The sequence below is a fragment of the Shinella sp. GW821-FHT10F02 genome, assembly GCF_058809275.1.
In genome coordinates this window covers 397,786-422,138 of the sequence record NZ_JBXASL010000001.1, presented here as the reverse complement: position 1 = coordinate 422,138, position 24,353 = coordinate 397,786, and the positions used below count along the sequence as shown (strand labels likewise).

At 64.0% G+C, this 24,353-nt stretch carries 19 protein-coding genes; 12 read left to right on the top strand and 7 right to left on the bottom strand.

The genetic code is table 11. From position 1 onward, the window contains the following. The first annotated feature begins 43 nt into the window (after positions 1–43). Both AC1RWL_RS01940 and AC1RWL_RS01935 read left to right on the top strand, forming a co-directional pair. Positions 44–1,627 carry an ABC transporter substrate-binding protein gene (locus tag AC1RWL_RS01940; RefSeq protein WP_493093497.1) on the top strand — a complete coding sequence of 528 codons (1,584 nt, stop codon included), beginning with the start codon at positions 44–46 and terminating at the stop codon, positions 1,625–1,627. 77 nt (positions 1,628–1,704) lie between these two features. Beyond that, positions 1,705–2,544, top strand: coding sequence for an alkaline phosphatase family protein (locus tag AC1RWL_RS01935; protein ID WP_493093498.1), 840 nt, complete (start codon positions 1,705–1,707; stop codon positions 2,542–2,544). 28 nt (positions 2,545–2,572) lie between these two features. On the opposite strand, the gene AC1RWL_RS01930 is transcribed toward AC1RWL_RS01935, so the two are convergent. Further along, positions 2,573–3,688 carry a Gfo/Idh/MocA family protein gene (locus AC1RWL_RS01930; RefSeq protein WP_493093499.1) on the bottom strand — a complete coding sequence of 372 codons (1,116 nt, stop codon included), beginning with the start codon at positions 3,686–3,688 and terminating at the stop codon, positions 2,573–2,575. 53 nt (positions 3,689–3,741) lie between these two features. On the opposite strand from AC1RWL_RS01930, the gene AC1RWL_RS01925 reads away from it, so the two are divergent. Then, on the top strand, positions 3,742–4,539 hold the full coding sequence (locus tag AC1RWL_RS01925; RefSeq protein ID WP_493093500.1) for a TetR/AcrR family transcriptional regulator: 798 nt from the start codon (positions 3,742–3,744) through the stop codon (positions 4,537–4,539). A 261-nt stretch (positions 4,540–4,800) separates the two neighbouring features. Beyond that, on the top strand, positions 4,801–5,739 hold the full coding sequence (locus tag AC1RWL_RS01920) for an SDR family NAD(P)-dependent oxidoreductase (protein ID WP_493093501.1): 939 nt from the start codon (positions 4,801–4,803) through the stop codon (positions 5,737–5,739). 40 nt (positions 5,740–5,779) lie between these two features. Here the strand turns inward: AC1RWL_RS01920 and AC1RWL_RS01915 are convergent, their stop codons facing one another. After that, entirely contained in the window at positions 5,780–6,379 is a 600-nt protein-coding gene (locus AC1RWL_RS01915) for a short chain dehydrogenase (RefSeq protein WP_493093502.1), read from the bottom strand. A gap of 88 nt (positions 6,380–6,467) precedes the next feature. On the opposite strand from AC1RWL_RS01915, the gene AC1RWL_RS01910 reads away from it, so the two are divergent. Then, on the top strand, positions 6,468–7,379 hold the full coding sequence (locus AC1RWL_RS01910) for a LysR family transcriptional regulator (RefSeq protein ID WP_493093503.1): 912 nt from the start codon (positions 6,468–6,470) through the stop codon (positions 7,377–7,379). A 33-nt stretch (positions 7,380–7,412) separates the two neighbouring features. Here AC1RWL_RS01910 and AC1RWL_RS01905 read toward each other — a convergent pair whose 3' ends face one another. From AC1RWL_RS01905 to AC1RWL_RS01890, 4 genes are all read right to left on the bottom strand, one after another. Beyond that, the gene (locus AC1RWL_RS01905) at positions 7,413–7,829 is read right to left on the bottom strand and encodes a response regulator (protein ID WP_493093504.1); all 417 of its coding nucleotides are present in this window, start codon (positions 7,827–7,829) and stop codon (positions 7,413–7,415) included. After that, positions 7,826–10,264, bottom strand: coding sequence for an ATP-binding protein (locus AC1RWL_RS01900; RefSeq protein WP_493093505.1), 2,439 nt, complete (start codon positions 10,262–10,264; stop codon positions 7,826–7,828). Before AC1RWL_RS01900 ends, AC1RWL_RS01905 begins: the two co-directional genes overlap by 4 nt. 125 nt (positions 10,265–10,389) lie before the next feature. Next, entirely contained in the window at positions 10,390–12,486 is a 2,097-nt protein-coding gene (locus tag AC1RWL_RS01895; protein WP_493093506.1) for an ATP-binding protein, read from the bottom strand. Continuing rightward, on the bottom strand, positions 12,483–13,223 hold the full coding sequence (locus tag AC1RWL_RS01890; protein WP_493093507.1) for a response regulator: 741 nt from the start codon (positions 13,221–13,223) through the stop codon (positions 12,483–12,485). The genes AC1RWL_RS01895 and AC1RWL_RS01890 overlap by 4 nt, the downstream gene beginning before the upstream one ends. 220 nt (positions 13,224–13,443) lie before the next feature. Between AC1RWL_RS01890 and AC1RWL_RS01885 the strand changes: the two genes are divergently transcribed. The 7 genes from AC1RWL_RS01885 to AC1RWL_RS01855 all read left to right on the top strand — a co-directional run bounded on the left by AC1RWL_RS01885 (position 13,444) and on the right by AC1RWL_RS01855 (position 22,637). After that, on the top strand, positions 13,444–14,466 hold the full coding sequence (locus AC1RWL_RS01885) for an ABC transporter substrate-binding protein (RefSeq protein ID WP_493093508.1): 1,023 nt from the start codon (positions 13,444–13,446) through the stop codon (positions 14,464–14,466). 117 nt (positions 14,467–14,583) lie between these two features. Then, a complete protein-coding gene (locus AC1RWL_RS01880) occupies positions 14,584–15,609 on the top strand; it encodes an ABC transporter substrate-binding protein (protein ID WP_493093509.1) in 1,026 nt (341 codons plus the stop codon). A gap of 75 nt (positions 15,610–15,684) precedes the next feature. After that, positions 15,685–17,907, top strand: a complete 2,223-nt coding sequence (locus AC1RWL_RS01875; protein WP_493093510.1) for an ABC transporter permease — start codon at positions 15,685–15,687, stop codon at positions 17,905–17,907. Further along, a complete protein-coding gene (locus tag AC1RWL_RS01870; protein WP_493093511.1) occupies positions 17,904–18,965 on the top strand; it encodes an ABC transporter ATP-binding protein in 1,062 nt (353 codons plus the stop codon). The genes AC1RWL_RS01875 and AC1RWL_RS01870 overlap by 4 nt, the downstream gene beginning before the upstream one ends. 18 nt (positions 18,966–18,983) lie before the next feature. Then, on the top strand, positions 18,984–19,784 hold the full coding sequence (locus AC1RWL_RS01865; protein ID WP_493093512.1) for an inositol monophosphatase family protein: 801 nt from the start codon (positions 18,984–18,986) through the stop codon (positions 19,782–19,784). Positions 19,785–20,031: 247 nt separating this feature from the next. After that, the gene (locus tag AC1RWL_RS01860) at positions 20,032–20,511 is read left to right on the top strand and encodes a hypothetical protein (protein ID WP_493093513.1); all 480 of its coding nucleotides are present in this window, start codon (positions 20,032–20,034) and stop codon (positions 20,509–20,511) included. 77 nt (positions 20,512–20,588) lie between these two features. After that, complete coding sequence (locus AC1RWL_RS01855; RefSeq protein WP_493158196.1) at positions 20,589–22,637, top strand: sigma-54-dependent Fis family transcriptional regulator; 2,049 nt, start codon at positions 20,589–20,591, stop codon at positions 22,635–22,637. Positions 22,638–22,685: 48 nt separating this feature from the next. On the opposite strand, the gene AC1RWL_RS01850 is transcribed toward AC1RWL_RS01855, so the two are convergent. Continuing rightward, positions 22,686–24,314: a molecular chaperone GroEL gene (locus AC1RWL_RS01850; protein ID WP_493093515.1), complete on the bottom strand. Its 1,629-nt coding sequence runs from the start codon at positions 24,312–24,314 to the stop codon at positions 22,686–22,688. Between the last annotated feature and the right edge of the window lie 39 nt (positions 24,315–24,353).

Sequence of the window (24,353 nt, the reverse complement as noted above, 5' to 3'; positions counted from 1 at the left end):
ACGGGCCAAGCCCGTCTCACCTGGCCGTATCGGGGGATTATCGATGGATGAACTTGCCTACCTCTCCAGCCTCGTTGCAAAGGGCCGGATGTCGCGTCGGGATTTTCTCGGACGCAGTGCTGTCCTGGGTCTCAGCGTCGCCGCCGCCGGCTCTCTGCTGTCGACTGCCGTGCGGGCCGAAGGCCCCGTGCGCGGCGGAACGATCAAGGTCGGCATGCAGGGCGGCGCATCGAGCGACAGCCTCGACCCCGGCCTCGCCACCAATCAGGTCACCGCAATGGTCGACCACCTGTGGGGCGAGACGCTTGTCTGGCTGGCGCCGGACGGCTCGCCCATTCCCGTCCTCGCCGAAGAATGGCGCTCGTCGCCCGACGCAAAGACGTGGACGTTCAAAATTCGCAAGGGCGTGCAGTTTCACGATGGCAAGACGCTGACGCCCGATGACGTGGTCGCAACGATCGAACGGCATTCGGACGAAAACGCAAAGTCCGGCGCGCTCGGCATTCTCAAGGGCATCGAGACAGTCAAGGCGGAAGGCGATAGCGTCGTCTTCACGCTGAAGGAAGGCAATGCCGACATGCCCTTCCTGATGATCGACTATCATCTGGTGATCCAGCCGAACGGCGGGAAGGACAATCCGGCCGCTGCGATCGGCACCGGCCCCTACAGGATTGTCGGCAGCGAGGCAGGCGTGCGCTACAACGCCGCCCGTTTCGACGGCTACTGGGACAACGGCAAGGTCGGTTTTGCCGAACAGGTGGAAATCGTCGTCATCAACGATGCGACGGCGCGTATCGCGGCCATGCAGAGCGGCCAGGTGCACATGATCAACCGCATCGAGCCGAAAACCGTTGCCCTGCTCAAGAACATGCAGAAGGTGACGATCAAGAACATTTCCGGTCGCGGCTTTTATCCCTTCAACATGTTCTGCGACACGGCGCCCTTCGACAATGCGGACCTGCGCCTCGCCCTGAAATATGCGATGGACCGCGAGACGATGATCGAGCGCATCCTGCAAGGCTACGGCTCGCTCGGCAACGACACGCCGATCAACAGGGCCTATCCGCTCTACGAGGAAATCGAGCAGCGCACCTACGATCCGGAAAAGGCCGCCTTCCATTTCAAGAAGTCGGGGCATGACGGCAGCATCCTGCTGCGCACGTCGGAGGTCGCCTTTCCGGGCGCGGTCGACGCCGCCGTCCTCTATCAGGAAAGCGCCAAGAAGGCCGGCATCGACATCGAGGTCAAGCGCGAGCCCGGCGACGGATATTGGTCGAATGTCTGGAACGTCCAGCCCTTCGCCACCTCCTATTGGGGTGGCCGGCCGACACAGGACCAGATGTATTCCACCGGCTATATCTCGACGGCGGACTGGAACGATACACGCTTCAAAAACGAGGCCTTCGACAAACTGGTGATTGCCGCGCGCGCAGAACTGGACGAGGCGAAGCGGCGCGCGATGTACCGCGACATGTCGGTGATGATGCGCGATGAAGGCGGACTGATCGTGCCGATGTTCAACGACTTCATCGATGGGGTCAGCGAGAGCATCCAGGGTTGGGTGGACAATCCCGCCGGCGAACTGATGAACGGTGACGCACCGCTGCGGTGCTGGCTCAGCGCCTGAACAGGCATGCAAAACACCGCCTCAATGCGCCGCCTTGCCTGGCGGCGCATCCTGCCAGCACCCTTCATGGACAGCCAATGCCCCTTCGCAACAAACTCCTGCTCATCATCCTCGACGGCCAGCCCTGGCGCAACGCCCGACGGCTGATGGGCAATCTGGAAGGCTGGGTGCAGGCCGGCGAGGCGCGCGTGTGGAAGATGCGCTCCGTGCTCCCGTCCACATCGGCATCCTGCTACGCCTCGATCCACACCGGCGTGCCGCCGCAGGTCCATGGTGTTCTTTCGAACGAAACGCTCTTTCGTGTCGAGCAGCCGGATATCTTTTCCGAAGTGACCAAAGCCGGCGGCAAAACCGGCGCGGTGACCCATTCCTTCTGGTCGACCTTCTTCCAGCGTGCGCCCTTCGACATGGTGCAGGACATCGAATACGACAATTCGGAAGGCCCGATCCACCACGGCCGTTTCCATACGATGGCGGGCTACAACCACCAGAACCAGATGACGCCGAGCGACCTCGATCTCTTCGCGACGCTCACCATGCTGACCGAGCGCCACGCCATCGACTACGGCATCCTGCATACCTGCACGCTCGACAGCATGGGCCATCGTTACGGCCAGGATTGTGGGCAGATGGACGTTGCCTGCTTCACCATCGATGCCCAGCTCGCCGCTTTCCTGCCGCGCTGGCGCAAGGCGGGTTACGAGGTGATCGTCACGGCCGACCACGGCCAGTCGAACCGCGGCCACCACGGCGGCCACGACGACGAGATGCAGGACGTCGCCTTCTACTGGTTCGGTGGCGGCGAAGGGCCGCCCGAAGATACGCTCCTCGACCAGCTGCAACTCGCGCCAACGGTGCTGTCACGGCTTGGCGTCCCGGTTCCGGCGAGCATGAAGGCGAAGCCGTTCCTGTTCTGAATTGCCTGGCAAATCTTCGAAACAGGCCCTAGCGAGCAACGCTATAGTCGATCGCCTTGCGGGTACCAGAAGCATCCGATTGTTCGATGGCGTCCATCAGACGGTGGCGGCGGAGGGCGACCTCGAAGTCCGGCGCGAGGTTTGTTCCGTTCGACAGATCGGCGGCAAACTGCATGTAGAGCGCGGCGACATTGTCCGCCGGCATCGCCACGTCCTCTGGAGCAAGCCGGTAGGCCGGCGGGATCGGCATGTCGGCAGGCGCCTCGCCCGCGCGCCGCGCGGTGACGGTGGCGGCGGTCATGTTTGCGAAACCGCCGTCTGACGAGACCAGGATATCGCCCGCCGTGCCATTGATCTCCCAGACGAAATCGGGACCGATCGCCGCGCCGCCGTGGAAATGGACCGTGGCAAGCGCGCCGTTTTCGAGGCTGCCCGCAAAGGCGATGGGATCTTTCGCGGTCGTCGGAATGCGCTTGCCGTCGCGCAGGCGCAGGACCTCGCCACGGCGCGCGACCATGGTCGCCGACACGTCGACGAAATCCCCCAGAACGAAGGCCAGCATGTCGAGCACATGGCCTGCCGGAATCGAGAGCAGGGTCGCCCCGTTGGCCGGCTCCGCATGAAATTCGTACCGACGATCCAGAACGCCGGCCCAGACCTCGTGGGGCGCCGAGCCGCGGATGTTGGAGCCGAGCAGCTTGCCCACAAAACCGTCGCCCACCAGATCGCGGACGTAGCGGATGGCCGGTCCGAAGCGGCCCTGAAGCCCTATCAAGGTTTTCACGCCTGCCTTGCGGGCGAGCGCCGCTATCTCCTCGGCCTCGGCGAGGTTGCGGCCGAGCGGCCATTCGCTGAACACCATCTTGCCGGCGGCGATCGTGGGGATGGCGATCTCGTGATGGTGCATGACGTTCACGGCGATGACGACAAGGTCGATATCGGGCAAGGCCAGAAGGTCGTGGTGATTGTCGAAAGCGTGCAAAGCGCCAATGGACCGGGCACAGTGTTCGGCACTCTCCCGGCGGGTCGTGCTGACCGCGCGGATTTCATAGTCCGGTAGCGCTTGCAGCGCGGGAATATGCGCCGCCTGCGCCCAGCCGCGCTCGCCCGCACCGATGATGCCGACCCTGATCCTGTCCGTCATGTCCGTCTCCGTCCCATCCCGTTTTAGGTTGATGAAACGTCGGAGGTTCGGCCTTGGCTTTCCATGACAGCCCGTCGGAAATGCTTGATCGTTCGTCCGAGTCTCGCCTTCTCTCCCGTCATGTTGACGCGGCGATGCGTTTTGCCACGAGAGCCGACCGCTCCTTGCCGGGGAACGATCAAGGATTTACAGTGCGGCCTCCTGGAACACGGTACTTTCTTTTGGCCAATCCCCCCGACACTGACGTCAAACCCGCGCCTCGAAGACAGGCGCGCGGTGAGCTTCGGATTGCCCAGATCCTGGAGGTGGCGGCCGAGGTGTTCGTGGCGCAGGGCTATTCGGCGGCGACGACGAACGGTATTGCCGCGCAGGCCGGCATCAGCCCCGGATCGCTTTATCGGTTCTTCCGGAACAAGGAAGAGATCGCCCAGGCCTTGGCCCGCCAATATGCGGCCGAGCTTGCCCGCGTTCACACCCTGGCCTTCGATCCCGCCTTCGCGACGGCGCCTGCCGCGCAGTTCATCGACAGCGCCATCGATCCCCTCGTCGCCTTCCTGTTGAAAAACCCTGCCTTCAAGCAGCTTCTCGGTGGGGCGGACGTGCCGCCTGGACTGCGGGAAGCGACGGCACCCCTGCATGACATCATCGTCAATCGCGCCCAGTCCCTTCTGGCCGCACGCTACCCCGATCGGTCAGCCGCCGAACTGCGCCTGAGTGCGGACCTTCTGGTGCACCTGTTTCGGGGCGGCATGCCACTGGTGGCCGCGGCAAAACCGCAGGCGCGCGCGGCGGTCGGCCGTCATCTGAAGATGGCGATGGCCGGCTATATCGAGATCCTCGATCGCACCTGACAGGCTTTTAGCAAAATCGCACTGGCGAATGTGCCGCTATAGCGAGCGAATGCTCGCGATCAGCGACTATTTCCTTCCACTTCAGTCGGTAATTTTATCGTTACCTCGCAGTGATTTTACGTTATAATGCGAGCATTGACTCGCATATATTCGTCGCGATAGCTTGGCGCACAGGCAAAGCCCCTCCGGCTATCCGCGCAGGCTCGGCAGCGTCGGATCGCCCATATCTTTTGCCAAAAATCGATCTTGAAGGAGACTTCCATGCGTGACGAAGAGCTTCAGAAACCGGGCCGCCGCGCCCTGATCACCTCGGGCGTTGTCGCCGTTGCAGGCGCGGGGCTTGCCACCGCGCTCGCCGCGGGCGTGGCGATCGGCCATGAGGCCACGCTGCCTGAGGCCGTACAGCCTTCCGGCGGCAAGCGGTTTGCGGGCAAGGCCATCCTGGTGACCGGCGGCACGTCCGGCATCGGCCGGGCCACCGTCATCGCCTTTGCCGACGAGGGCGCGCGCGTCGTTTTCTGCGGCCGGCGCGAGGCGCTCGGCCGCGAGGTCGAAGCGCTCGCGCGCTCGCGCGGCGGCGACGTCACCTACAGGCGGGCCGATGTCCGCAACGCCGGAGACGTCGAGGAGTTGACGGCTTTTGCGACACGCCATCTCGGCCGGCTCGATATCGCATTCAACAATGCTGGCGTTTCCGTGTCCCGGCCGTTCCACGAGATCACGCTGGACGACTTCGAGAATGTCCAGAGCACCAATGTACGCGGCACCTTCCTCTGCATGAAGGCGCAATTGCCGATCATGGCGGCGCAGGGCTCCGGCTCGATCGTCGTCACCTCCTCGGTGCAGTCGATCGCCACGCGCGCCGGCAGCGCCGCCTATTCCGCCAGCAAGCGCGCCTTGGTCGGGCTCGTCCAGGTGGCGGCGCTCGAATATGGCGCGCAGGGCATCCGGATCAACGCCCTCTGCCCCGGAACCGTCGACACCGAATTGGTGCGACGCCAGGCCGGCGCGGACAACCTGCCGGAAGAGGCCTGGGCCGTCGCTGCCCAGCGCTGGGGGCAGGCAAATGCCCACGGCATCCAGCGCATGGCGACACCCGGGGAAATGGCGCAAGCCGCCCTCTGGCTGGCGTCTGACGAGATGGTCTACCTCAACGGCGCCGCCATCGTCGTCGATGGCGGAATGACCGCGGCGCTGTAAAGCACCTGAGCAGACGGGAGCGCAAAATACCGGACGGGGTCTAGTAGATGCGCAAGATGTCGCCTGACGACCGTCGTGCGACCGCCCGGACATAGGCCGAGACCAGTTCATCGATCGGGACCGGCCGCATGCCGGGAAAAAGGTGTCCATATGCCTCGAACGACGAGGACACCATTCCCGGGCTGACGATATTGATCCGCAGCCTTCGCGGAAGCTCGATGGCGGCGGACAGACAAAAGCTGTGCAGCCCGCCGCTGATGACCGCACCGCTCGTGACATTCGGCCAGGCTTCGTCGGCGAAGATTCCGCTCGTCAGGACGAAGCATCCCCCGTCCCCCAGGAACCGCTGGCCGATCAGGACGACGTTCATCTGACCGAAGAGCTTTCCGCGCATATTCTCCAGCATGACAGCTTCGGTGAGCTCACCGAAGCTGTCCATCGGACCGGATGCCGCCACGCAAATACAGGCGTCGAGCCGGCCAGCCTGCTGGTACATGCGCTCGATCTGATCGGCATCGCGAATATCGACGCGAAGGTCGCCGCTGCGTCTTCCGGCGGTGACGACCTCGCCCAACGACGCCAGCCGATCACACAGCGGGCGGCCGATCGTCCCGTCTCCCCCGACAACCAAAATTCGCATCGATACCTCCAACAGTAAGAATTCCCTGCTGGAGGTGGCGGCTTTTCGCTGATAACTGAATACGCAATAATCTTATTGGCCTATTAAGATGAACGACATAATCGACGACGTGAATTTTGCCGATCTCAAGGCCTTCCTGCACATCGCCCGGCGCGAAAGCTTCGTTCAGGCCGCCCGCGACCTTTCCATTTCACCCCCGGCCTTGAGCCAGACCCTCAAGCGCCTCGAAAGCCGCCTGGGCGTCCGGCTCGTCAACCGGACGACCCGCAGCGTGGCGCTCACGGAAGCGGGGCGGCAGCTTTACGAGCGCGTGCTGCCGCTGATGAACGAACTCGGCGCCACATTGACGGATGTCACCGCATCGGCATCGCAACCGGCCGGGCTGCTGCGAGTGACCCTCTCCCGTGTCGCCGCGAAACATCTGATCCTGCCGAATATTTCATCCTTTGCAGCCCTCTACCCGCGCATCGTGATTGACCTGAACATAGAGGACCGGCTGACCGACATCGTGGCAGGCCGCTTCGACGCGGGCATCCGTCTTGGCGACCAGATCGAACCGGATCTCATTGCCTTGCGCCTCGGGCCGCAACGCAAATGCTGCGTCGTGGCGGCGCCGTCCCTGCTCGCGAGTGCGGGCGTGCCTGCGCACCCGCGCGAGCTGATGGACAAGCCTTGCCTGCGTTTTCGCTGGCCGGGCGGCGAGGATGTCTACAAATGGGAGTTTGAAAAGACCGATGAACAGTTCACGCTCGACCTGGCCGGTAGCCTGATCGTCAACGACACCGATGTGATGCTGAACCTGGCGGCGAAAGGCCTCGGCTTCGCCTATGCGCTGGATTGCGAGGCCGCGCCGTTGCTTCGTTCCGGAGACCTCGTCCCGGTGCTCGACGACTGGCTTGCCCCCTTCAACGGCTTTCACCTTTACCACTCCAGCCGGCGCCACGTGCCGATGCCGCTCCGTCTTTTCATCGACTTCATGAAGGCGCAGGCCTTTGATTGAGCTTGCCAGTGGCGTTGGCGCCAGTGCACTGGATCAACAGGGGAATTCGTTGCCGCGGCAATAGGGCTTCAACGTCTCGACCAGGGCGCCGAGATTCTCCTTCAGAAAGTAGCCAGCGACATTCTTCTCATAGGCTGCCTTTCGATCGGTCTCGTATCCCGACGTCGTCAGCATGAAGACGATGCTTTGCTTGAAGCTGTCGTCGCGGCGCAATTCGTCGAGCAGGGTAATGCCGTCCATCCGCGGCATGTTGATGTCCAGGAGGATGAGGCAGGGCTGGGGCAGCTTCGGCCGGCCATGGTTGCCCCGGAGCATGTCGAGGGCCTCCTCGCCATCGCAGGCGCTGTGGGTCGGGTTTGCGAAGTCCGCCCGTCGGAAGGCCCGTCTCACTGCTTCCGTGTCGATATCGTTGTCTTCGACAATGAGCACGTCGATGAGCCTGTCCGTCATTTCGTTTCTTGTCCTCGGTTTCGGGGCGCACCCTTGGGCCAGGTAAAACAGAATCGAGCCCCCTTACCGGGCTCCGATTCCACGGTAATCTGGCCACCGTGCGCGTCAATATGCTTCTTCGTCAACGCCAGACCCATCCCGCTTCCGTCTTTTTGCGACTCTGGTTTCAGCGTCTGAAACATCTCGAATATCTTTTGATGATACTTCGAATCGATGCCTGGTCCGTCGTCCTCCACCGTGAAGGCGAACCGGTCGCCGATGTCGAAGACGCCGACGTCGATGCGCCCGGAGGCTCCACGATGATGCTTGACGGCGTTTTGAATGAGGTTGTGGAAAATCTGCTGAAGCGGCATTCGCGGCAGCGCAATTCCCTTGAAGCGCTCATCGACGCTCACGACGAAGCCGGGCGGGGGATCGACCAGGTTGACCACGTCCTGCACGAGCGCCGTTGCGTCGACTTCCTGATCGCCGGCGGCCCCGTCGCCCTGGTCGATCCTGGCATAGTTGAGGATATCCTGGAGCAGCCTTTCCATACGGCGCGCCTGGGCACGCAGCTTCTGCAGGTGCTCCACGCTTTGCTGCGGCAATAGCCCTGCAGCGTCCTCGTGGATCCATTCGGCCAGGACATCGATGGACCGCAGGGGAGACCGAAGATCATGCGCGGTCGCATAGGCGAACCGTTCGAGGTCGCGGTTCGACCGCTGGAGTTTTTCGACGAGGACCGCCCGGTCTGCCGCCACCCTGCGCCGCTCCGCAATCAGCCGCTCGATCTTGATCTCAAGCTCCTGTGCGGAGAACGGCTTTGCAATATAGTCCCGAACGCCTTCCCGAAGGAGTTCCATTTTCAACGGGTCATCCATCTTCGCAGTCAGCATCAGGATGGGAATATCTTTCGTGGCGGGGTCGTCGAGCAGAGCGCGCGCCATCTCGTCGCCGGTCATGACCGGCATCATGACGTCGGTGATGATGAGATCGGGAATGAGGTCGCAGGCGGCGGCGAGGCCAGCGCCACCGTCGGCCGCCGTCTCGACGCGATAGCGTTCCGCAAGCAGGCTGGCGATATGGCCGCGCATATCCGCATTGTCATCCACGACGAGAATGCGGGCGCCGCTTCCAGGGTTTGGCACATTCACCGCATCGGCCGGGATTCTTGCCAATTCATGGCCAAACATATCGGGGCTGCCGATCTGCTGTGCCGGATCGTCGCTTTCAAGGACCGAAAATCCGGCAGGTGCGGCGAGCGGAATCGCAACGCTGAAGCGCGCGCCACCCTGCGCGCTGGCATCCACCCAAACGCGGCCCCGCAACAGCGCTGCGAATTCCTTGACGATGGCAAGACCCAATCCCGTTCCGCCCTTCATCCGCTGCTTGCCGGCCTCCAGTTGCCGGAAGCGCTCAAACACGACACCGCGATCCTCTTCGGGAATCCCCGGCCCGGTATCGTCGACGCGGAAGATTGCCTGATCGCCAGAGCGTTCGAGGGAAAGTTCCACGCCGCCGCCTGACGGCGTGAACTTGAAGGCGTTCGAAAGCAAGTTGAGCAGAATCCGCTGTAATTTGCCTGCATCGACCTCCATGTCGAGTTGGGCGGATTCACCCAATCGGAAGGAGATCCCCCGTTCGCGCGCCAGACCGTCGAAGTTCGATGCCAGCATCCTTGCGAACCGCGCAGCATCCAGCCGCGTGTAGACGAGATCGAACTTGCCGGCTTCGAGCTTCGCGACGTCGAGCAGGTCGTTGACCTGCCCGAGCAGGATCAACGCATTCCGCTCGACGAGTTCGAGATCCTGGCGATCGGCGGTTGACAATGATTCAGCCGAAAGAACCTTCCGGACCGGACCGAGGATAAGGGTCAGCGGCGTGCGCAGTTCATGGCTGATATTCGCGAAGAAATCGGTTCTGAGCCTGTCCAGATCACGCAGCTTGCGGTTCGCCTCGGCGACTTCCTGCGCGCGCTGAAATATTTCCAGCTCCATTTTCTGCGCGCGGCTGCGCAGCTGCTCGTTGGCCTCGACCTGGGCACTGTCCCTGTTTTTCAGGCCGATGAATTCGGTCACATCCTCGACCCGGTGAATGACGTAGGCGACCTTGCCGTCCTCATCCAGCACGGGCTTGTTGAAGGGGCTCCAGAAGCGTGCCTCGAAGCCGCTCCCATCGGGTCTCCGCACGTCGTACTTTTGGACAGCCATCGTGTCGCCGGCTCCGGTCTCGACAACCCGTTGCAGAGATTCCCTGAGATTTCTCACCCCGGTCGCGTCTGAATCGTCGGGATTGTCCGGGAAGACATCAAAGATACTGCGACCGACGATTGCGGCCCTGTCCGTCATGGTGGCGTTCAGATAGGCATCGCTTACCGCGACGATTACCAAGTTTCGGTCGAGAACGAGATACAGGCCGGGGGCAGATTCGAACAGCATCCGAAAGTCCGGCAGCATGACATGCACCCCCATCCAAACTGTGATTCGCTACGTTTAGCCTGTCCGTATTTCGGATATATTGGCGTAAGCGGCAGCTTGGCGGAAGAGCCTCTGGCGGTTCACAACAGGCGCGACCGGCAAGCTCAAACGGCCGGAAAGAACAATTCCACCGTCGTTCCCTTCCCGACTACGGAGTGAATGCGCGCGTCACCGCCGCTCTGGCGCATGAAGCCGTAGACGACCGCAAGGCCAAGACCCGCGCCACCTTCCTCGTCGCGCGTGGTGAAATAGGGCTCGAAGGCCTTGTCGACGGCGTCCGCCGACATGCCGATGCCGTCATCGATGACGCAAACCGCGATGCCCGTTTCGATGCCCATGCAACGGATGAGGATTGTCCCGCCCTCGGGCATGGCGGCGGCGGCGTTGAGGCAGAGATTGAGGATCGACTGCTCGAAGAGGGCGGCGTCGAGCTGCACCGTCGGCAGGTCGTCCGCGATGTCGAAGGCCAGGCGGCGGTGTTCGCCGATGGCGATCTCCAGCACATCGGCCATGCCGCGCAAGAGCGCGCCGATCTCCACCGCGCCGGGATGGATCGGTTGCTGGCTGCCAATGGACAGCATGCTGCCCGCAAGCGACCGGCCCCGGTCGGCCGCCTTGCGGATGCGGGCGAGATGGCGCTTCTGGCGGTCGTTGAAACCGGTTTCGCGTTCGAGAAGACCGAGACTGCCGGTGATGATGCCGATCATGTTGCCGACCTCATGGCTCACCTGGTGGGTCATGCGCATGATGCCATCGAGGCGCTGGATCCTGGCCGCTTCCGCCTCCTGCCGGTCGAGGTCGGTAATGTCGCGCGCCAGGAGCACGATGCCGCCATCCGGCTGGCGCGACAGCGACACTTCCGTCACCCGTCCCGCCTCGGAACGATGGCGCAGCACGGACCGCGCACCGAGCAGGCCGGCGTCGGTCTCGGCGGGCAGAAGTGCTGGATCGATCTCCGGCAAGGGCGCCACGAATTTGCGCAGCGGCAGTTTTCGCGCCGAGCCCGACCAGCCGACAAGCTCGATGACGCGCCGGTTCATGGTGATCGGCCGGCCGCGCGGGTCGAACAGCGCAATGCCTTCGTTCATGGTGCGGAAGGTGGAGCGGATGGTGCGGGCGGCGGCTTCCGCCGTGCGCCGGAGCCGCGAGACGCGTTCGACGCTTTCGCGAAATGCGCGGAAGGCTTCGAGCAGCCGCACCAGCTCCGTCTCCGTGCCGTTATAGGCCGGTGCATCCACATCCTTGCGCCCTTCCGCCAGCGCGTTCATGCCCGTGGAAAGCGCCACGATGCCGCGCGAGACGCGCATGACCGAGCGGATGGAGAAGATCGCCATCACAAGCACCAGCAGGGACGCGAAGGCGACGATGACGAGCAGGCGGCTCAGTGCGTCGGAGGTCGAGACGAGGTCCTCGTTGAGGCCGCGGGCGACGGCCTCGCTCTGGGTTTCGGTCGCATGGGACAGATCGCGGGAAACGGAATGCAACCGCGCCACGGCAGCGCGGATGGCGAACATTTCAAGCAGATAGCGGGTCTGCGCCTCGAAGACGCGCTCGTAAGGCATGAGTTCGGCAGCAGAAACCCGCGCATCCGGGGACGCACGGTCGAGGCGTGGCGCGGTTTCGGCGACATAGCGGCGGCGCAGCTCGCCCAGCTGGAAAAGGCTGTCGGAATTGGAGGCCGACTGCACGATGCCGTTGAGCCGCCGGCGGAAATCGGTTTCGGTTATGCCGCTGCCCGTCGCGATCTCGCCAAGCGCGGCCGCGGCTTCCGCCTTGTGCTGCTGGGCGGCTTCCGCGTCGGCTGCGAGCATCGTCGTCTGCGTGCGGATCGTCTCCAGCAGTTCGACGATGCGCGCGCCCGCAAACCCTTTCACGGCCGTGCCTTCGCGTTCCGGCTGCATGGTGCGCAGCAGCACGTCGACCTGCGCGACGACGGCGCGGCTCTCGCTGGAGACCCGGTAGGGAGACGTCGCGTTCATAAGAAAGGGCGCGCTCGACACGAGGTCGGAGACCTGTCGCGAGACCAGCGACGCCTTGGCGAGGCTGGAAAAGGCTTGCAGGCCATAGGCGGCCATCTCCTCGCGCGCCCGTTGCAGGCCGTAAACCGCGATGGTCGCCAGGCTGAACACGAGCACGCAGATGAAGGCGATAGCGAAGGGAAGGCGAAAGGCGATCGAGGAGAGGAAGGGACGATTGATCACGGCGAGAGCTCACCCTCGTCCGTGCTCAGCACGTACCCCTTGCCGCGCCGGGTCTGGATGTGGCGCGGCAGATCCGGATTGCGCTCGATCTTGCGGCGAAGGCGCAGCACGAGCACGTCCACATTGCGATCGATGTAGCGTTCGCTTTCCGCTCCGAGCCGGTCGAGAATATGCGCGCGGCTGACGGGTATGTTCGGGGTCTCGGCAAGGATTTCGAGCAGGGCGAATTCAGCGCTGGTGAGCGATTTGGCGGGATCGGTGAGGCAGACGGCCCGGCGGTTCTTCAGATCGACCGACCAGTCGCCCAGCTTCAGTGCCGCCGGTTCGTGCTCGCGCTCAGTCTCGCGTTCGGGCTTCAGCGAGGGGATCGTCCGGCGCAGCACGGCCTTGATGCGCGCCGTCAATTCGATCGGCTCGAAGGGCTTTACGACATAGTCGTCCGCCGCGGTCTCCAGCCCCAGCACCCGGTCCGCGGCACTGCCCGCCGCCGTCACCATGACGATGCCGACATTGGTCTGCGCGCGCAGGCGCTGCGCGAAGGTGCGGCCGGAGGTGCCGGGCAGGTTATGGTCGACGAGCACCAGATGCACCGTCTCGCGCGCCAGCACGCCCATGGCCGCCTCTGCCGATGGCGCGGTCAGGGGCGTCCAGCCCTCCGCCTCCACCAGATCGGAGATAAGCTCCGCCATGTCCGGATCGTCCTCGACGATCAGAATCCTGATCCTCTCATTCAACACATGCACGTCCTCCCGTGCGCATCATAGGCAGGCCTGTCACAATCTTCAAAGCGGGCTCGCGTTATGCGCCTTGTCACATTTGTAACCTTTGTCATTTTTGCCCGGCCGATGGCGCGCCAGGCTGTAAGAACGGTAACCATTCTTCGATTGCGGCGCGCGGCAGATATGACATCCTGACTGCGGAGATTGGGACGTTCGTCGTTCCAAAGGGAGGAACATCGTGAGAGGCATCACCGCTTTCAGCGCGGGCGTGGCTTTGTGGCTCATGAGCGCCACGGTCGGCACGGCAGCCCAATCGCTCACCGTCTTGTGCGGTGTCGACGAGGCGTGGTGCGCCGCGATGAAGACGGCTTATGAGGCAAAGACCGGCCTCGACATTTCGATGACCCGCAAGAGCACCGGCGACATCCTCAACCAGATCCGCGCAGAAAAGGCCGCCCCGACCGTCGATGTCTGGTGGGGCGGGACGGGTGATACCCATTTGCAGGGCGGATCGGAAGACCTGCTGGAACCCTACCAGCCGGCGCACGAGCGCGACATGCTGCCCTGGGCGCAGAACTTTTTCGCCATGTCCGGTGGCCGCTCCGCCGGCATCTATGCCGGGGCGCTCGGCTTTGCCTACAACTCCGATCTGCTGCGCGAACTGAAGCTGCCGGCCCCGACCTGCTGGAAGGACCTGACGGACATCGCCTATCGCGGCCGCATCCGCAGCGGCAATCCGAACTCTTCCGGCACCGCTTTCACGACGCTCGCGACGCTGGTGCAGCTCTTCGGCGAGGAGGAAGCCTTCCGCTATCTCGCCGCGCTCAACCGCAATATCGACCAGTACACGACCGCGGGTTCCGCCCCCGTCAAGGCGGCCGCGCGCGGCGAAACGCTGATCGGCATTTCCTTCATGCATGATGCCGTCACGCAGAAGCAGGCGGGCTCGCCCCTGATCATCGTCGCGCCCTGCGAAGGCACGGGGTATGAGATCGGCGCCGTTAGCATCGTCAAGGGTGCGCAGCATATCGAAGAGGCGAAACGCTTCGTCGATTTTGCGCTGAGCCCGGAAGGACAGGGCACGGGCGCGGCCTCGGGCCAGAACCAGGTGCCGTCCAATGCGAAATCGGCCCTGCCGCTCGCGGCGCCCGATATCTCGCTCATCAAGATGGTGGACTACGACTTCGCCACCTTCGGCTCTCCGGAGGAACGAAGTCGGCTGCTCGAACGGTTCGACGCGGTGATATCCGCGACGAACTAACCACCAACACAAACCACGATCCGAATTTCGTGAACGCGCCGCTCACAGGCAGGCCGATGGCCGCGCCGTGTCTCGTTCGCGCCAAAAATCCAAAACCAGGCAACAGGAGGATGCCCCATGAAACAGACCCTTTCCCTCATGCTCTTCGCTGGAACGGCGCTTGCCGCCCTGCCGGCACAGGCGGCCGGCGAACTCAACCTCATCTGCTCGGCGGATGTCGTCATCTGCGAGCAGATGAAGGGCGATTTCGAGAAGTCGCACAGCGACATCAAGGTGAACATGGTTCGCCTGTCCTCTGGCGAGACCTATGCCAAGGTGCGTGCCGAAGCCCGCAACCCGAAGACGGACATCTGGTGGGCCGGCACCGGCGACCCGCATCTTCAGGCCGCTTCTGAAAATCTGACGCTGGAATACAAGTCGCCGAAGCTCGACGAGTTGAACGACTGGGCGAAGAGCCAGGCGGAAAGCTCCGGCTACAAGACGGTCGGCGTCTATGCCGGTGCGCTCGGCTGGGGCTACAATACGGAGATCTTCAAGTCGAAGGGCTTCAAGGAGCCGGTCTGCTGGGCCGACCTGCTGGCGCCGGAACTAAAGGGCGAAATCCAGATCGCCAATCCGAATTCGTCGGGCACCGCCTATACGGCGCTCGCCTCCCTCGTGCAGATCATGGGCGAGGACCCGGCCTTCGACTACCTGAAGAAGCTCAACGACAATATCTCGCAATACACCAAGTCCGGCTCCGCACCCGTCAAGGCGGCGGCGCGCGGCGAGACGGCGCTTGGCATCGTCTTCGTGCACGATGCGGTGGCGCAGACCTCGGAAGGCTTCCCGGTCAAGTCGATCACGCCCTGCGAGGGCACCGGCTACGAAATCGGCTCCATGTCGATCATCAAGGGCGCCCGCAACCTCGACAATGCCAAGGTCTGGTACGACTGGGCGCTGACCGCGGAAGTCCAGTCGCGCATGAAGGATGCCAAGTCCTTCCAGCTTCCGTCCAACAAGAACGCTGAAATCCCCAAGGAAGCCCCGCGCTTCGAGGACATCAAGCTGATCGACTACGACTTCAAGACCTATGGCGACCCGGAAAAGCGCAAGGCGCTGCTGGAGCGCTGGGATCGTGAAGTCGGCGCTGTCGCCAACTGACGATGTCCTGAGCAGCGGCGCCCGTCTCCTCCGGGCGCCGCCTTTCCCCAAACACCAATGACAGCGAGGTCGGCCATGACGAATGGCAATCGCAGGCTGGACATGGTCCTGATCCTGGGCGCGGTCGCTTTGACCCTTCTGCCCTGGTATCGGATCGAGGGCGGCCTCTTCGGGTTCGGCTGGCTCGCCGGTTTTCCCCTTTCTTCCGAGGCGGCACCCAGTCTGCTGCAGATCGCCGTGCATGGCCGGCTTTGGCTTGCCGGTGCCGTGCTTCTCCTCCTCATCGCCGGTGTGGCGCGCGGCATGGCGGACCCGATGCGCCGCGGCGCCGTGCTGGCATGGGTGGGCGCCATCGGCGTGCTGTTCCTCTCGCTGCAAGGCCTCGCCATCAGCTTTACCGGCTGGACATGGACGATCAGCGAAACGCTCTTCGGGCCGCTTTCCGACGGCCAGTCATCGATGGGCGCAGGCGCTGTTCTTTCTGCCGTCTCCTTCGTGCTGCTCTTTGCCTTCGGTCTTGCCGAGCGCGGCGTGATGAAGGGCGATGCCTTCGTCGTCAGCGCGATCTCGCTGCTCGTCTTCCTCGTCGCCGTCTTCGTCTTCTACCCGATCGGCAGCATGTTCATCGGCGCTGTGCAGGACTTCGACGGCTCGTTCAACCCGGACAATTTCATCCGCAACATGCAGGACCCCGGCATCTGGAGCCTCGGCTGCCTTACCGGCGGCGCGCGTTGCGGCGTGGCGTGGCGCACGCTGTGGCTCGCCATCATGACCGGCCTCGGCTCGACCCTGCTCGGCCTCGCCTTCGCGCTCGTCGCCACCCGCACGCGGTTCCCCTACAAGAAGGGCCTGCGCCTTTTGACCATCCTGCCGATCATCACGCCGCCCTTCGTCATCGGGCTGGCTCTGACGCTGCTCTTCGGCCGCGCCGGTGTCATCACGCAGGGCCTTTCCGATCTCTTTGGCATCGAGCCGGGCCGCTGGCTCTATGGCCTCACCGGCATCTGGATCGCGCAGGTCCTGTCCTTCACGCCGATCTCCTTCCTCGTTCTGATCGGTGTGGTTGAAGGCGTCAGCCCGTCGATGGAGGAGGCTTCCCAGACGCTTCGCGCCGACCGCTGGCGCACCTTCTGGCGCGTCTCGCTGCCGCTGATGAAACCGGGCCTCGCCAACGCCTTCCTCATCGGCTTCATCGAGAGCATGGCCGACTTCGGCAATCCGCTGGTGCTCGGCGGCAGCCATGGCGTGCTCTCGACGGAAATCTTCTTCGCCGTCGTCGGCTCGCAGAACGATCCGTCGCGCGCCGCCGTGCTCGCAACCGTCCTCCTGTGCTTCACGCTTTCGGCCTTCCTTGCCCAGCGCCTGTGGCTCTCCGGCAAGAACTTCGCGACGGTGACGGGCAAGGGCGACAGCGGCGCGCACATCGCCCTGCCCCGCGGCGTCTCGATCGGCGTGCACGCTCTCGTCATTCCGTGGGGCCTCTTCACGCTCGTCATCTACGGCATGATCCTCGTCGGCGGCTTCGTGAAGACCTGGGGGCTCGACAATTCCCTGACCCTCGATCACTACGCAAAGGCCTTCTCGATCAGCTTCGACAACGGCATTGCCTGGACGGGCGTCGCCTGGAACTCCTTCTGGACGACGATGGAGATCGCGCTGATCTCCGCGCCGCTGACGGCCATCGTCGGCCTGCTGACGGCCTACATCATCGTGCGCCAGAAATTCGCCGGCAAGAATGCCTTCGAATTCGCCCTCATGATGAGCTTCGCCATTCCCGGCACGGTCATCGGCGTCAGCTACATCATGGCCTTCAACCTGCCGCCGCTCGAAATGACCGGCTCGGCGCTGATCCTGATCGCCTGCTTCGTCTTCCGCAACATGCCGGTCGGCGTGCGCGGCGGCATCGCGGCGATGAGCCAGCTCGACAAGAGCCTGGACGAGGCGTCGCTGACGCTACGCGCCAACAGCTTCCGCACGATCCGCAAGGTCATCCTGCCGCTGCTTCGCCCCGCGATCACAGCCGCACTCGTCTATTCGTTCGTGCGGGCCATCACCTCGATCAGCGCCGTCATCTTCCTCGTCAGCGCAGAATACAACATGGCGACCTCCTATATCGTCGGCCTCGTCGAGAATGGCGAATACGGCGTGGCGATCGCCTATTCCTCCATGCTGATCATTGTGATGATCACCGTCATCAGCGGCTTCCAGCTTCTCGTGGGCGAACGCCGCCTCCGGCGCGAAAACCGCGTCGCCGGCATCACCCCATCCGCTTCCTCCCATCAGGAGAAAATCGCATGATCACCCCGAAAGCCGGATCCGTCGTCTTCCAGAACGTGAAGAAGGTGTTTGGCGCCTTCACCGCCATTCCCGACCTGTCGCTCACCATCGAGCCCGGCACGCTCGTCACCCTGCTCGGGCCCTCCGGCTGCGGCAAGACGACGACACTCCGGATGCTCGCGGGCCTCGAACATCCGACGGCGGGAAAAATCCTCATCGGCGGCAAGGACGTCACCATGCTGCCGGCCAACGAGCGCGACGTTTCGATGGTGTTCCAGTCCTACGCGCTCTTTCCTCATATGAGTTCGCTCGAAAATGTCGCCTACGGCCTCGAATCGTCCGGCCTTTCGCGTAAGGAAGCGCGGGAGAGAGCGGAGGAAGGGCTGGCGCTCGTCGGCCTCGCCGGCATGGGCCAGCGCCTGCCGGCCGAGCTTTCCGGTGGCCAGCAGCAGCGCGTCGCCGTCGCCCGCGCGCTGGTGCTGGAGCCGCAGGTCCTGTTGCTCGACGAACCCCTCTCGAACCTCGATGCGCGGCTGCGCCGCCGGGTGCGCACGGAAATCCGCGAACTCCAGCAACGCCTCGGCTTCACCGCGGTCTATGTCACGCACGATCAGGACGAGGCGCTCGCCGTCTCCGACCGCATCATCATCATGAAGGACGGCGAGATCGCCCAGTCGGGCGCGCCGCGCGAACTCTACGAAACGCCGGCCTCCTCCTTCATCGCCGACTTCATGGGAGAGGCGAATGTGATTGCCTGCGAGGTGCTCGGCATCGATGGCAACGAGGCACAGATCCGCGTCGGCGGCGTCGAGCATCGCGTGCCCGCCGGCAGGGCCAAGCTTGGGGCCGCAAGCCTTGCCGTGCGCCCCGGCGCCGTGACGCTCGCCGAAGGGCGTGGACCAGGTCTTGCCGGCCGCATCCTTCATTCGGCCTATCTCGGCGACCATGTCGAATACGAGGTCGAAACCGACGTCGGCACGCTCTTCATCGTCGACCACGCCGTCGACCGCATCCTTCCCGCCGCCTCCGATGCCACGCTCGGCTTCAAGACCCGCGGCATTGCCCTCATCAACGCCTAATATTGCAAGGAATACGGAATGACATCGCAAGAAACCGGACTGGACAGACGCTACGTTCTCGCCAAGGCCATCGCCCAGGAGGCCGGCGCCATGGCGCTGGATTATTTCAACCGGCGCGATTCCCTGGTGATCGAGACCAAGCGCGATTTGCAGGACGTCGTCTCCATCGCCGATCGCAACGTCGAGAATCTGATCCGCCAGCGCGTCGAGGCGACGTTCCCGGAAGACGGCTTCCTCGGCGAGGAATTCGGCCATACGCCGGGAACCTCAGGCTACACCTGGGTCGTCGACCCGATCGACGGCACCGCGCCCTTCGTCAACGGCATGCCGAACTGGTGCGTCTCGATCGCCGTGCTGCATGACAATACGCCGGTCATCGGCGTCATCGGCGCGCCGTGCCACAACGAACTCTACACGGCAGCGAGCGGCAAGGGCGCCAAGCTTAATGGCAAGGTGCTGACGCTCGACCCCTCCCGCACGATCCAGAACGCCATGACCGGCATCGGCGCCAACAGCTACGTGACGCCGGAAAGGGTGGGCAACATCGTCAGCCAGCTGCTCCACGCCGGCGGCAATTTCGTGCGCAACGGCTCCGGCGCGCTGATGCTCGCCTATGTCGCCGCGGGCCGGCTGGTCGGCTATTACGAACCCTATATGCATGCCTGGGATTGCCTTGCAGGCTACTGCCTCGTGAAAGAGGCCGGCGGCTGGTATCACCCCTTCCCGACGCAAGGCGAGGGGCTGACCAAGGGCGCACCGGTCGTCGCCGCCGGACTGGGCGCGCGGGCCGAGCTCGAAAAATTGGCAGGACTGGCCTGACGCTTCCCATTTCTCGATAGGAATGCCTGCTGCAACTTGCGCGCCGCCGCGCCGTCGGCGGCGTAAGCGCGTGCCAACCAGCTGCGGCCGCGCGACGCCCTGAAAACAATCTGGCCATGCAGCAGCCCGATACCACCTCCTCGACTCCGTATAGGCTATATTGCCCGCTGGTAGGGGTGTGAAAATGTGGTACCCTTTTGCCATAATCGAGTGCGAAAATGCGCTTTGACTGAATCTGGGAGGGTTCATGGTCGAGATATTTTCGAAGCAGGACGGACCGCGTCGGGAGGACGCGCAAGTCAGACGGCTGATAGAGCAGAACCGCGGCGTCATCACGAAACTCGCCGATCACTTCAGCGGCGGCCTCTACTCGGAATCGAAAAAGCCGAAGATCGGCCCGCAGGCGGAAGGCCTGATCATCCATATCGGCGGCACGGCACCGGTCCACGCACCGGAGCCGAAAATCCGCGTGACCGCCAATGGCCGCGTGATCGCCGTCGATGTCGGCACCGGGCGGCAGCTGCACCACTTTGGCAATCTTCGCAGCCAGGACGGCGTGACAATGTTTGCCTTGGCGACGAAGGCCAATGGTTTCATTGCACCGCTCGATGACACGATGGCCGATGCGCTGTCGGATATGAATGACGTTCCGGTCGGGGCGTCCTACGGAACCGCAGACCTGGCGGCCGACATCGGCCTGCGGCTTGGCATTCCTCCCGAGACGTGAGGACGAGGCGCACGCCTCCATCCGCGTAGACCCGTTTTGGCGTCAAGTTCCCTCGAACGTGGAATGTGAACAGCCGTATGAACCGAGATGTAAACACGCCGCGACATTCCGCGAAGGGCCGCCTTCCCGCGGCCGGCGATGTGATGCTGATGTCCGCCTACGACGAGCGCGTCACGATGCGCGCGTGGGAATCGCTGCTGGAGGGCCGGAACCCTTCGAATCGGTCCTCGCTGCCCGTGCGTTCCACGATCAACGATTCCTGGCAGCGCTGCGCCACGGGCGGTATCGACGCCCAGCGAAACGAGGCGCCGATCGAAACGGACAAGGATGCGGTCGAAGCCCTCGCCAGAAGCAGGCCGGAACTGCTGGCCGCCGCACGCCGCCCCTTCCGGGCGATCGGCAAGCTGTTGGACGGCACGGGCGCGATGCTGATGCTCGCCGACGGCGAAGGCGTCCTGATCGACGTCATCGGCGACAAGAAGACCATTTCCGACGGGATGGACATTCATCTCGGCGTCGGCGGAAAATGGACGGAAGACGTCGTCGGAACCAACGGCATAGGGACGGCGCTTTGGACCGGGGAGCCGGTCTTCGTCCATGCCGCCGAACATTTTTGCGCCGGCATAAAAGCCTGGACCTGCGCCGGGGCGCCCATTCGCGATCCTTATGACGGCAAGGTCATCGGGGTCGTCGACCTGTCGGGCTATCCCGATATCTTCCGGCCGCACAACATCGCCCTCGTCACGGCGGCCGCGCGGGAAATCGAACAGGCGCTCGCCGACGCGCAGAACGAAGAGCGGACGCGATTGCTCGAAGCCTTCATTGCATCGGCGAGCCGCTATCGCTCGAACGATGGCGTCATGATCATCGACCGCCATGGCCGCGCCATCTACAGCAGCAACGTGCCGGCCGCGGAAAGAAAGCGGTTCGGCGACATGATCCGCGGCGGCCCGGAGAGCTGTCGGTTGCCGGAGCTGAGCAACTCCGGCTTTCTCGACAGCATCGTCACCACGCTGCCCAAGGATATGCAATCCTGCCACATCTGCCCGCTGGAGCTGGACGGCGACGTGCGCGGCGCGGCCTTCGTGTTCCCTAAGAGCGATGACGGCAGGACCGTCGCGATCGGCAGCAGAATTGCGTCACAACAGGTCAAGGACGAAAGCGCGCTCATCATCGGGGAGAGCCCGGCCCTGCGCGCGGCCGTCGATATCGCCTGCAAGATCGGCGAGACGGAAGACGTCACATCGCTCTTGATCGAAGGGGAAACAGGCGTCGGCAAGGAACTCTTCGCCCGGCTCATTCACGCCGCAAGCCGCAAATCGGCGGGCAGTCCCTTCATCGCGCTCAACTGCGGCGCCGTCACCAAAGAGCTTTTCGGCAGCGAGCTGTTCGGCCATGTCGGCGGCGCTTTCACGGGCGCTTCCCGCGAGGGCAAGCCCGGCGTCTTCGAACTCGCCAGCGGCGGCGTCCTCAGCCTCGACGAAATCGGCGAGATGCCGCTCGACATGCAGCCCTTCCTGTTGCGCGTGCTCGAAGAGCGGGCGGTCAACCGGCTCGGCGACAGCCGGCTGCGGCCGGTCGACGTGCGGCTTGTCGCCTCCACGAACCGCGACCTCAAGGTGGAAGTCGCAAACGGCCGCTTCCGCAAGGATCTGTTCTACCGGATCAGCACGGTCTCCATATGCGTTCCGCCGTTGAGAGAGCGCGGCAGCGACAGCCTGCTGCTGATCGAGCATTTCAACCGCAAACTGGCGGATCGCAGGGCAAGCCCGCCGCTGCGCTTCTCGAACCAGGCGCTGGACGCCCTGCTCGCCTATCGCTGGCCGGGTAATGTGCGCGAATTGCGCAACCTCGTCGAACGGCTGCACTTGCTTTCGAACACCGGGCTGGTGGGTCTCGAGGACCTGCCCTCCGATGTGACCGAGCCCGCGCAGGACCGGACAACGCCCCAGACGGATGCAACCGACGCCGTCTTCAGCCTGGAGGATGCGGAACGCCAGGCAATCCGCTCCGCGCTGAGAGCCGAACACGGCAATCTCAGCAAGGTTGCCCAGCGCCTCGGCGTCTCACGGCCGACGCTCTACCGCAAGCTCGAGCAATTCGGCATCAAGCGCGGTTTCATCTGAACAAGACACCCTGCGGCAATCGCTTGCCGCAGGGTGTCACGCCATCCGTCACGCGCGGCCGAGCTTCTCCGCACCGCCGCCGAGCGCCGGTCCTTCGGTCGGGTCCTCGTCTTCTTCCAGATCACCGATCAGGGTTTCGGTGGTCAGGATCAGCGTGGCGACGGAGGCGGCGTTTCGCAGCGCGGTGTAGGTGACGCGGACAGGATCGATGATGCCGGCCTCGATCATGTTCTGGTATTTGCCGACAGCAGCATTGTAGCCATATCCGCTGTTGACCCGCGTCACCTCCGCGATGATGGCATCCGGATCGCCGCCCGCATTGGTGGCGATGCGCCACAGCGGGCGCGACAGGACGGACTGGACGAGCTTCACCCCTTCCGCGACATCGCCGCTGACGGTCGCCAGCACCGCGTCGAGCACCGGGGCGATCTGCGCCAGCGCCGAACCGCCGCCGGCGACCACGCCCTCCTCGGCCGCCGCGCGCACGGCATGCAGCGAATCCTCGATGAGTTGGATGGTCCGCTTCTGCTCGACGGGTGTCACGCCGCCGGCATAGAGGATGGCGGAGCCGCCGGAGAGTTTTGCAAGCCGTTCGCGCAGCTTGTCCTGTTCGATATTCGGCGGGGCCGCCTCGAACTGGCGCTGCACCTGGGCGCGGCGTGCGGTGATCGCCGCCTCGTTGCCGCCGCCGCGCACGACGGTCGTGTAGGACGCGCTGGTTCTCACCCGCTCGGCCGTGCCGAGATCTTCCGCCGTCACGTCCTCGATACGCCCGCCGAGGTCGCGCGCAATCACGCGTCCGCCGGTCAGGATCGCCAGGTCCTCCATCATGCCCTTGCGCCAATGGCCGTATTCCGGCGGATGGACGACGAGATACTTTCCGGTCTCCTGCTTGCCGAGAAGAGCGAGCACCGCCTCGGGCGAAACCTCCTCCGCCACGATCAGGAGCGGCCGGCCGGCCGCATCAGCAAGGCGCCGGACGGCATCGAGGGATTGGGGATCCTTGATCTTCAGGTCGGTCATCAGGATATAGGGCCGGTCGAGAACCGCCTCCATCTTCTCCTGATCGGTGACCATGTGATGGGAAAGATAGCCGCGCTCGAACGACATGCCTTCCACGACCTCCAGCGTCGTTTCGGTCGTCACGCTGAACTCGGTCGAAATGGCACCCTTGGTGCCGACGCGCTCATAGGCCTCGGCAACCAGCGCGCCGAGCGCCGGGTCGGTGGCGGCGATGTTGGCGACGGCGGCGAGGCTGCCGTTGCGTGCCGGCTTGGCACTCGCCTTCAGCGCGTCCACGACCCTTGCCACCGCGAGATCGATGCCCCGGCACAGATCGACGGATTTGGCACCGCGTTCTCCGGCCTCTATGCCCTTCTGGACGAGCGCATTGGCCAGCACGATCGCGGTCGTCGTGCCGTCACCGGCGATTTCGTTCGTCTGCATCGAGACTTCGCGAACGACCTGCGCGCCCATGTTCTCGAACCGGTCGTGCAGCTCGATCTCGGAGGCGATGCTGACGCCGTCGCGGGTGACCATCGGCGTGCCGAGCGGCCGGTCGATCATGGCGTTCATGCCTTTCGGGCCGAGCGTCGGTTCGACGGCGGCGGCGAGTTTGCCGACGCCGCGGGCAAGCGCGCGACGGGCCTCGGAATTGTGGAGCATAATCTTGGGCATAGGTCCTCCTTCCGCCTTACGGGCGGTTTGTTGATTTGG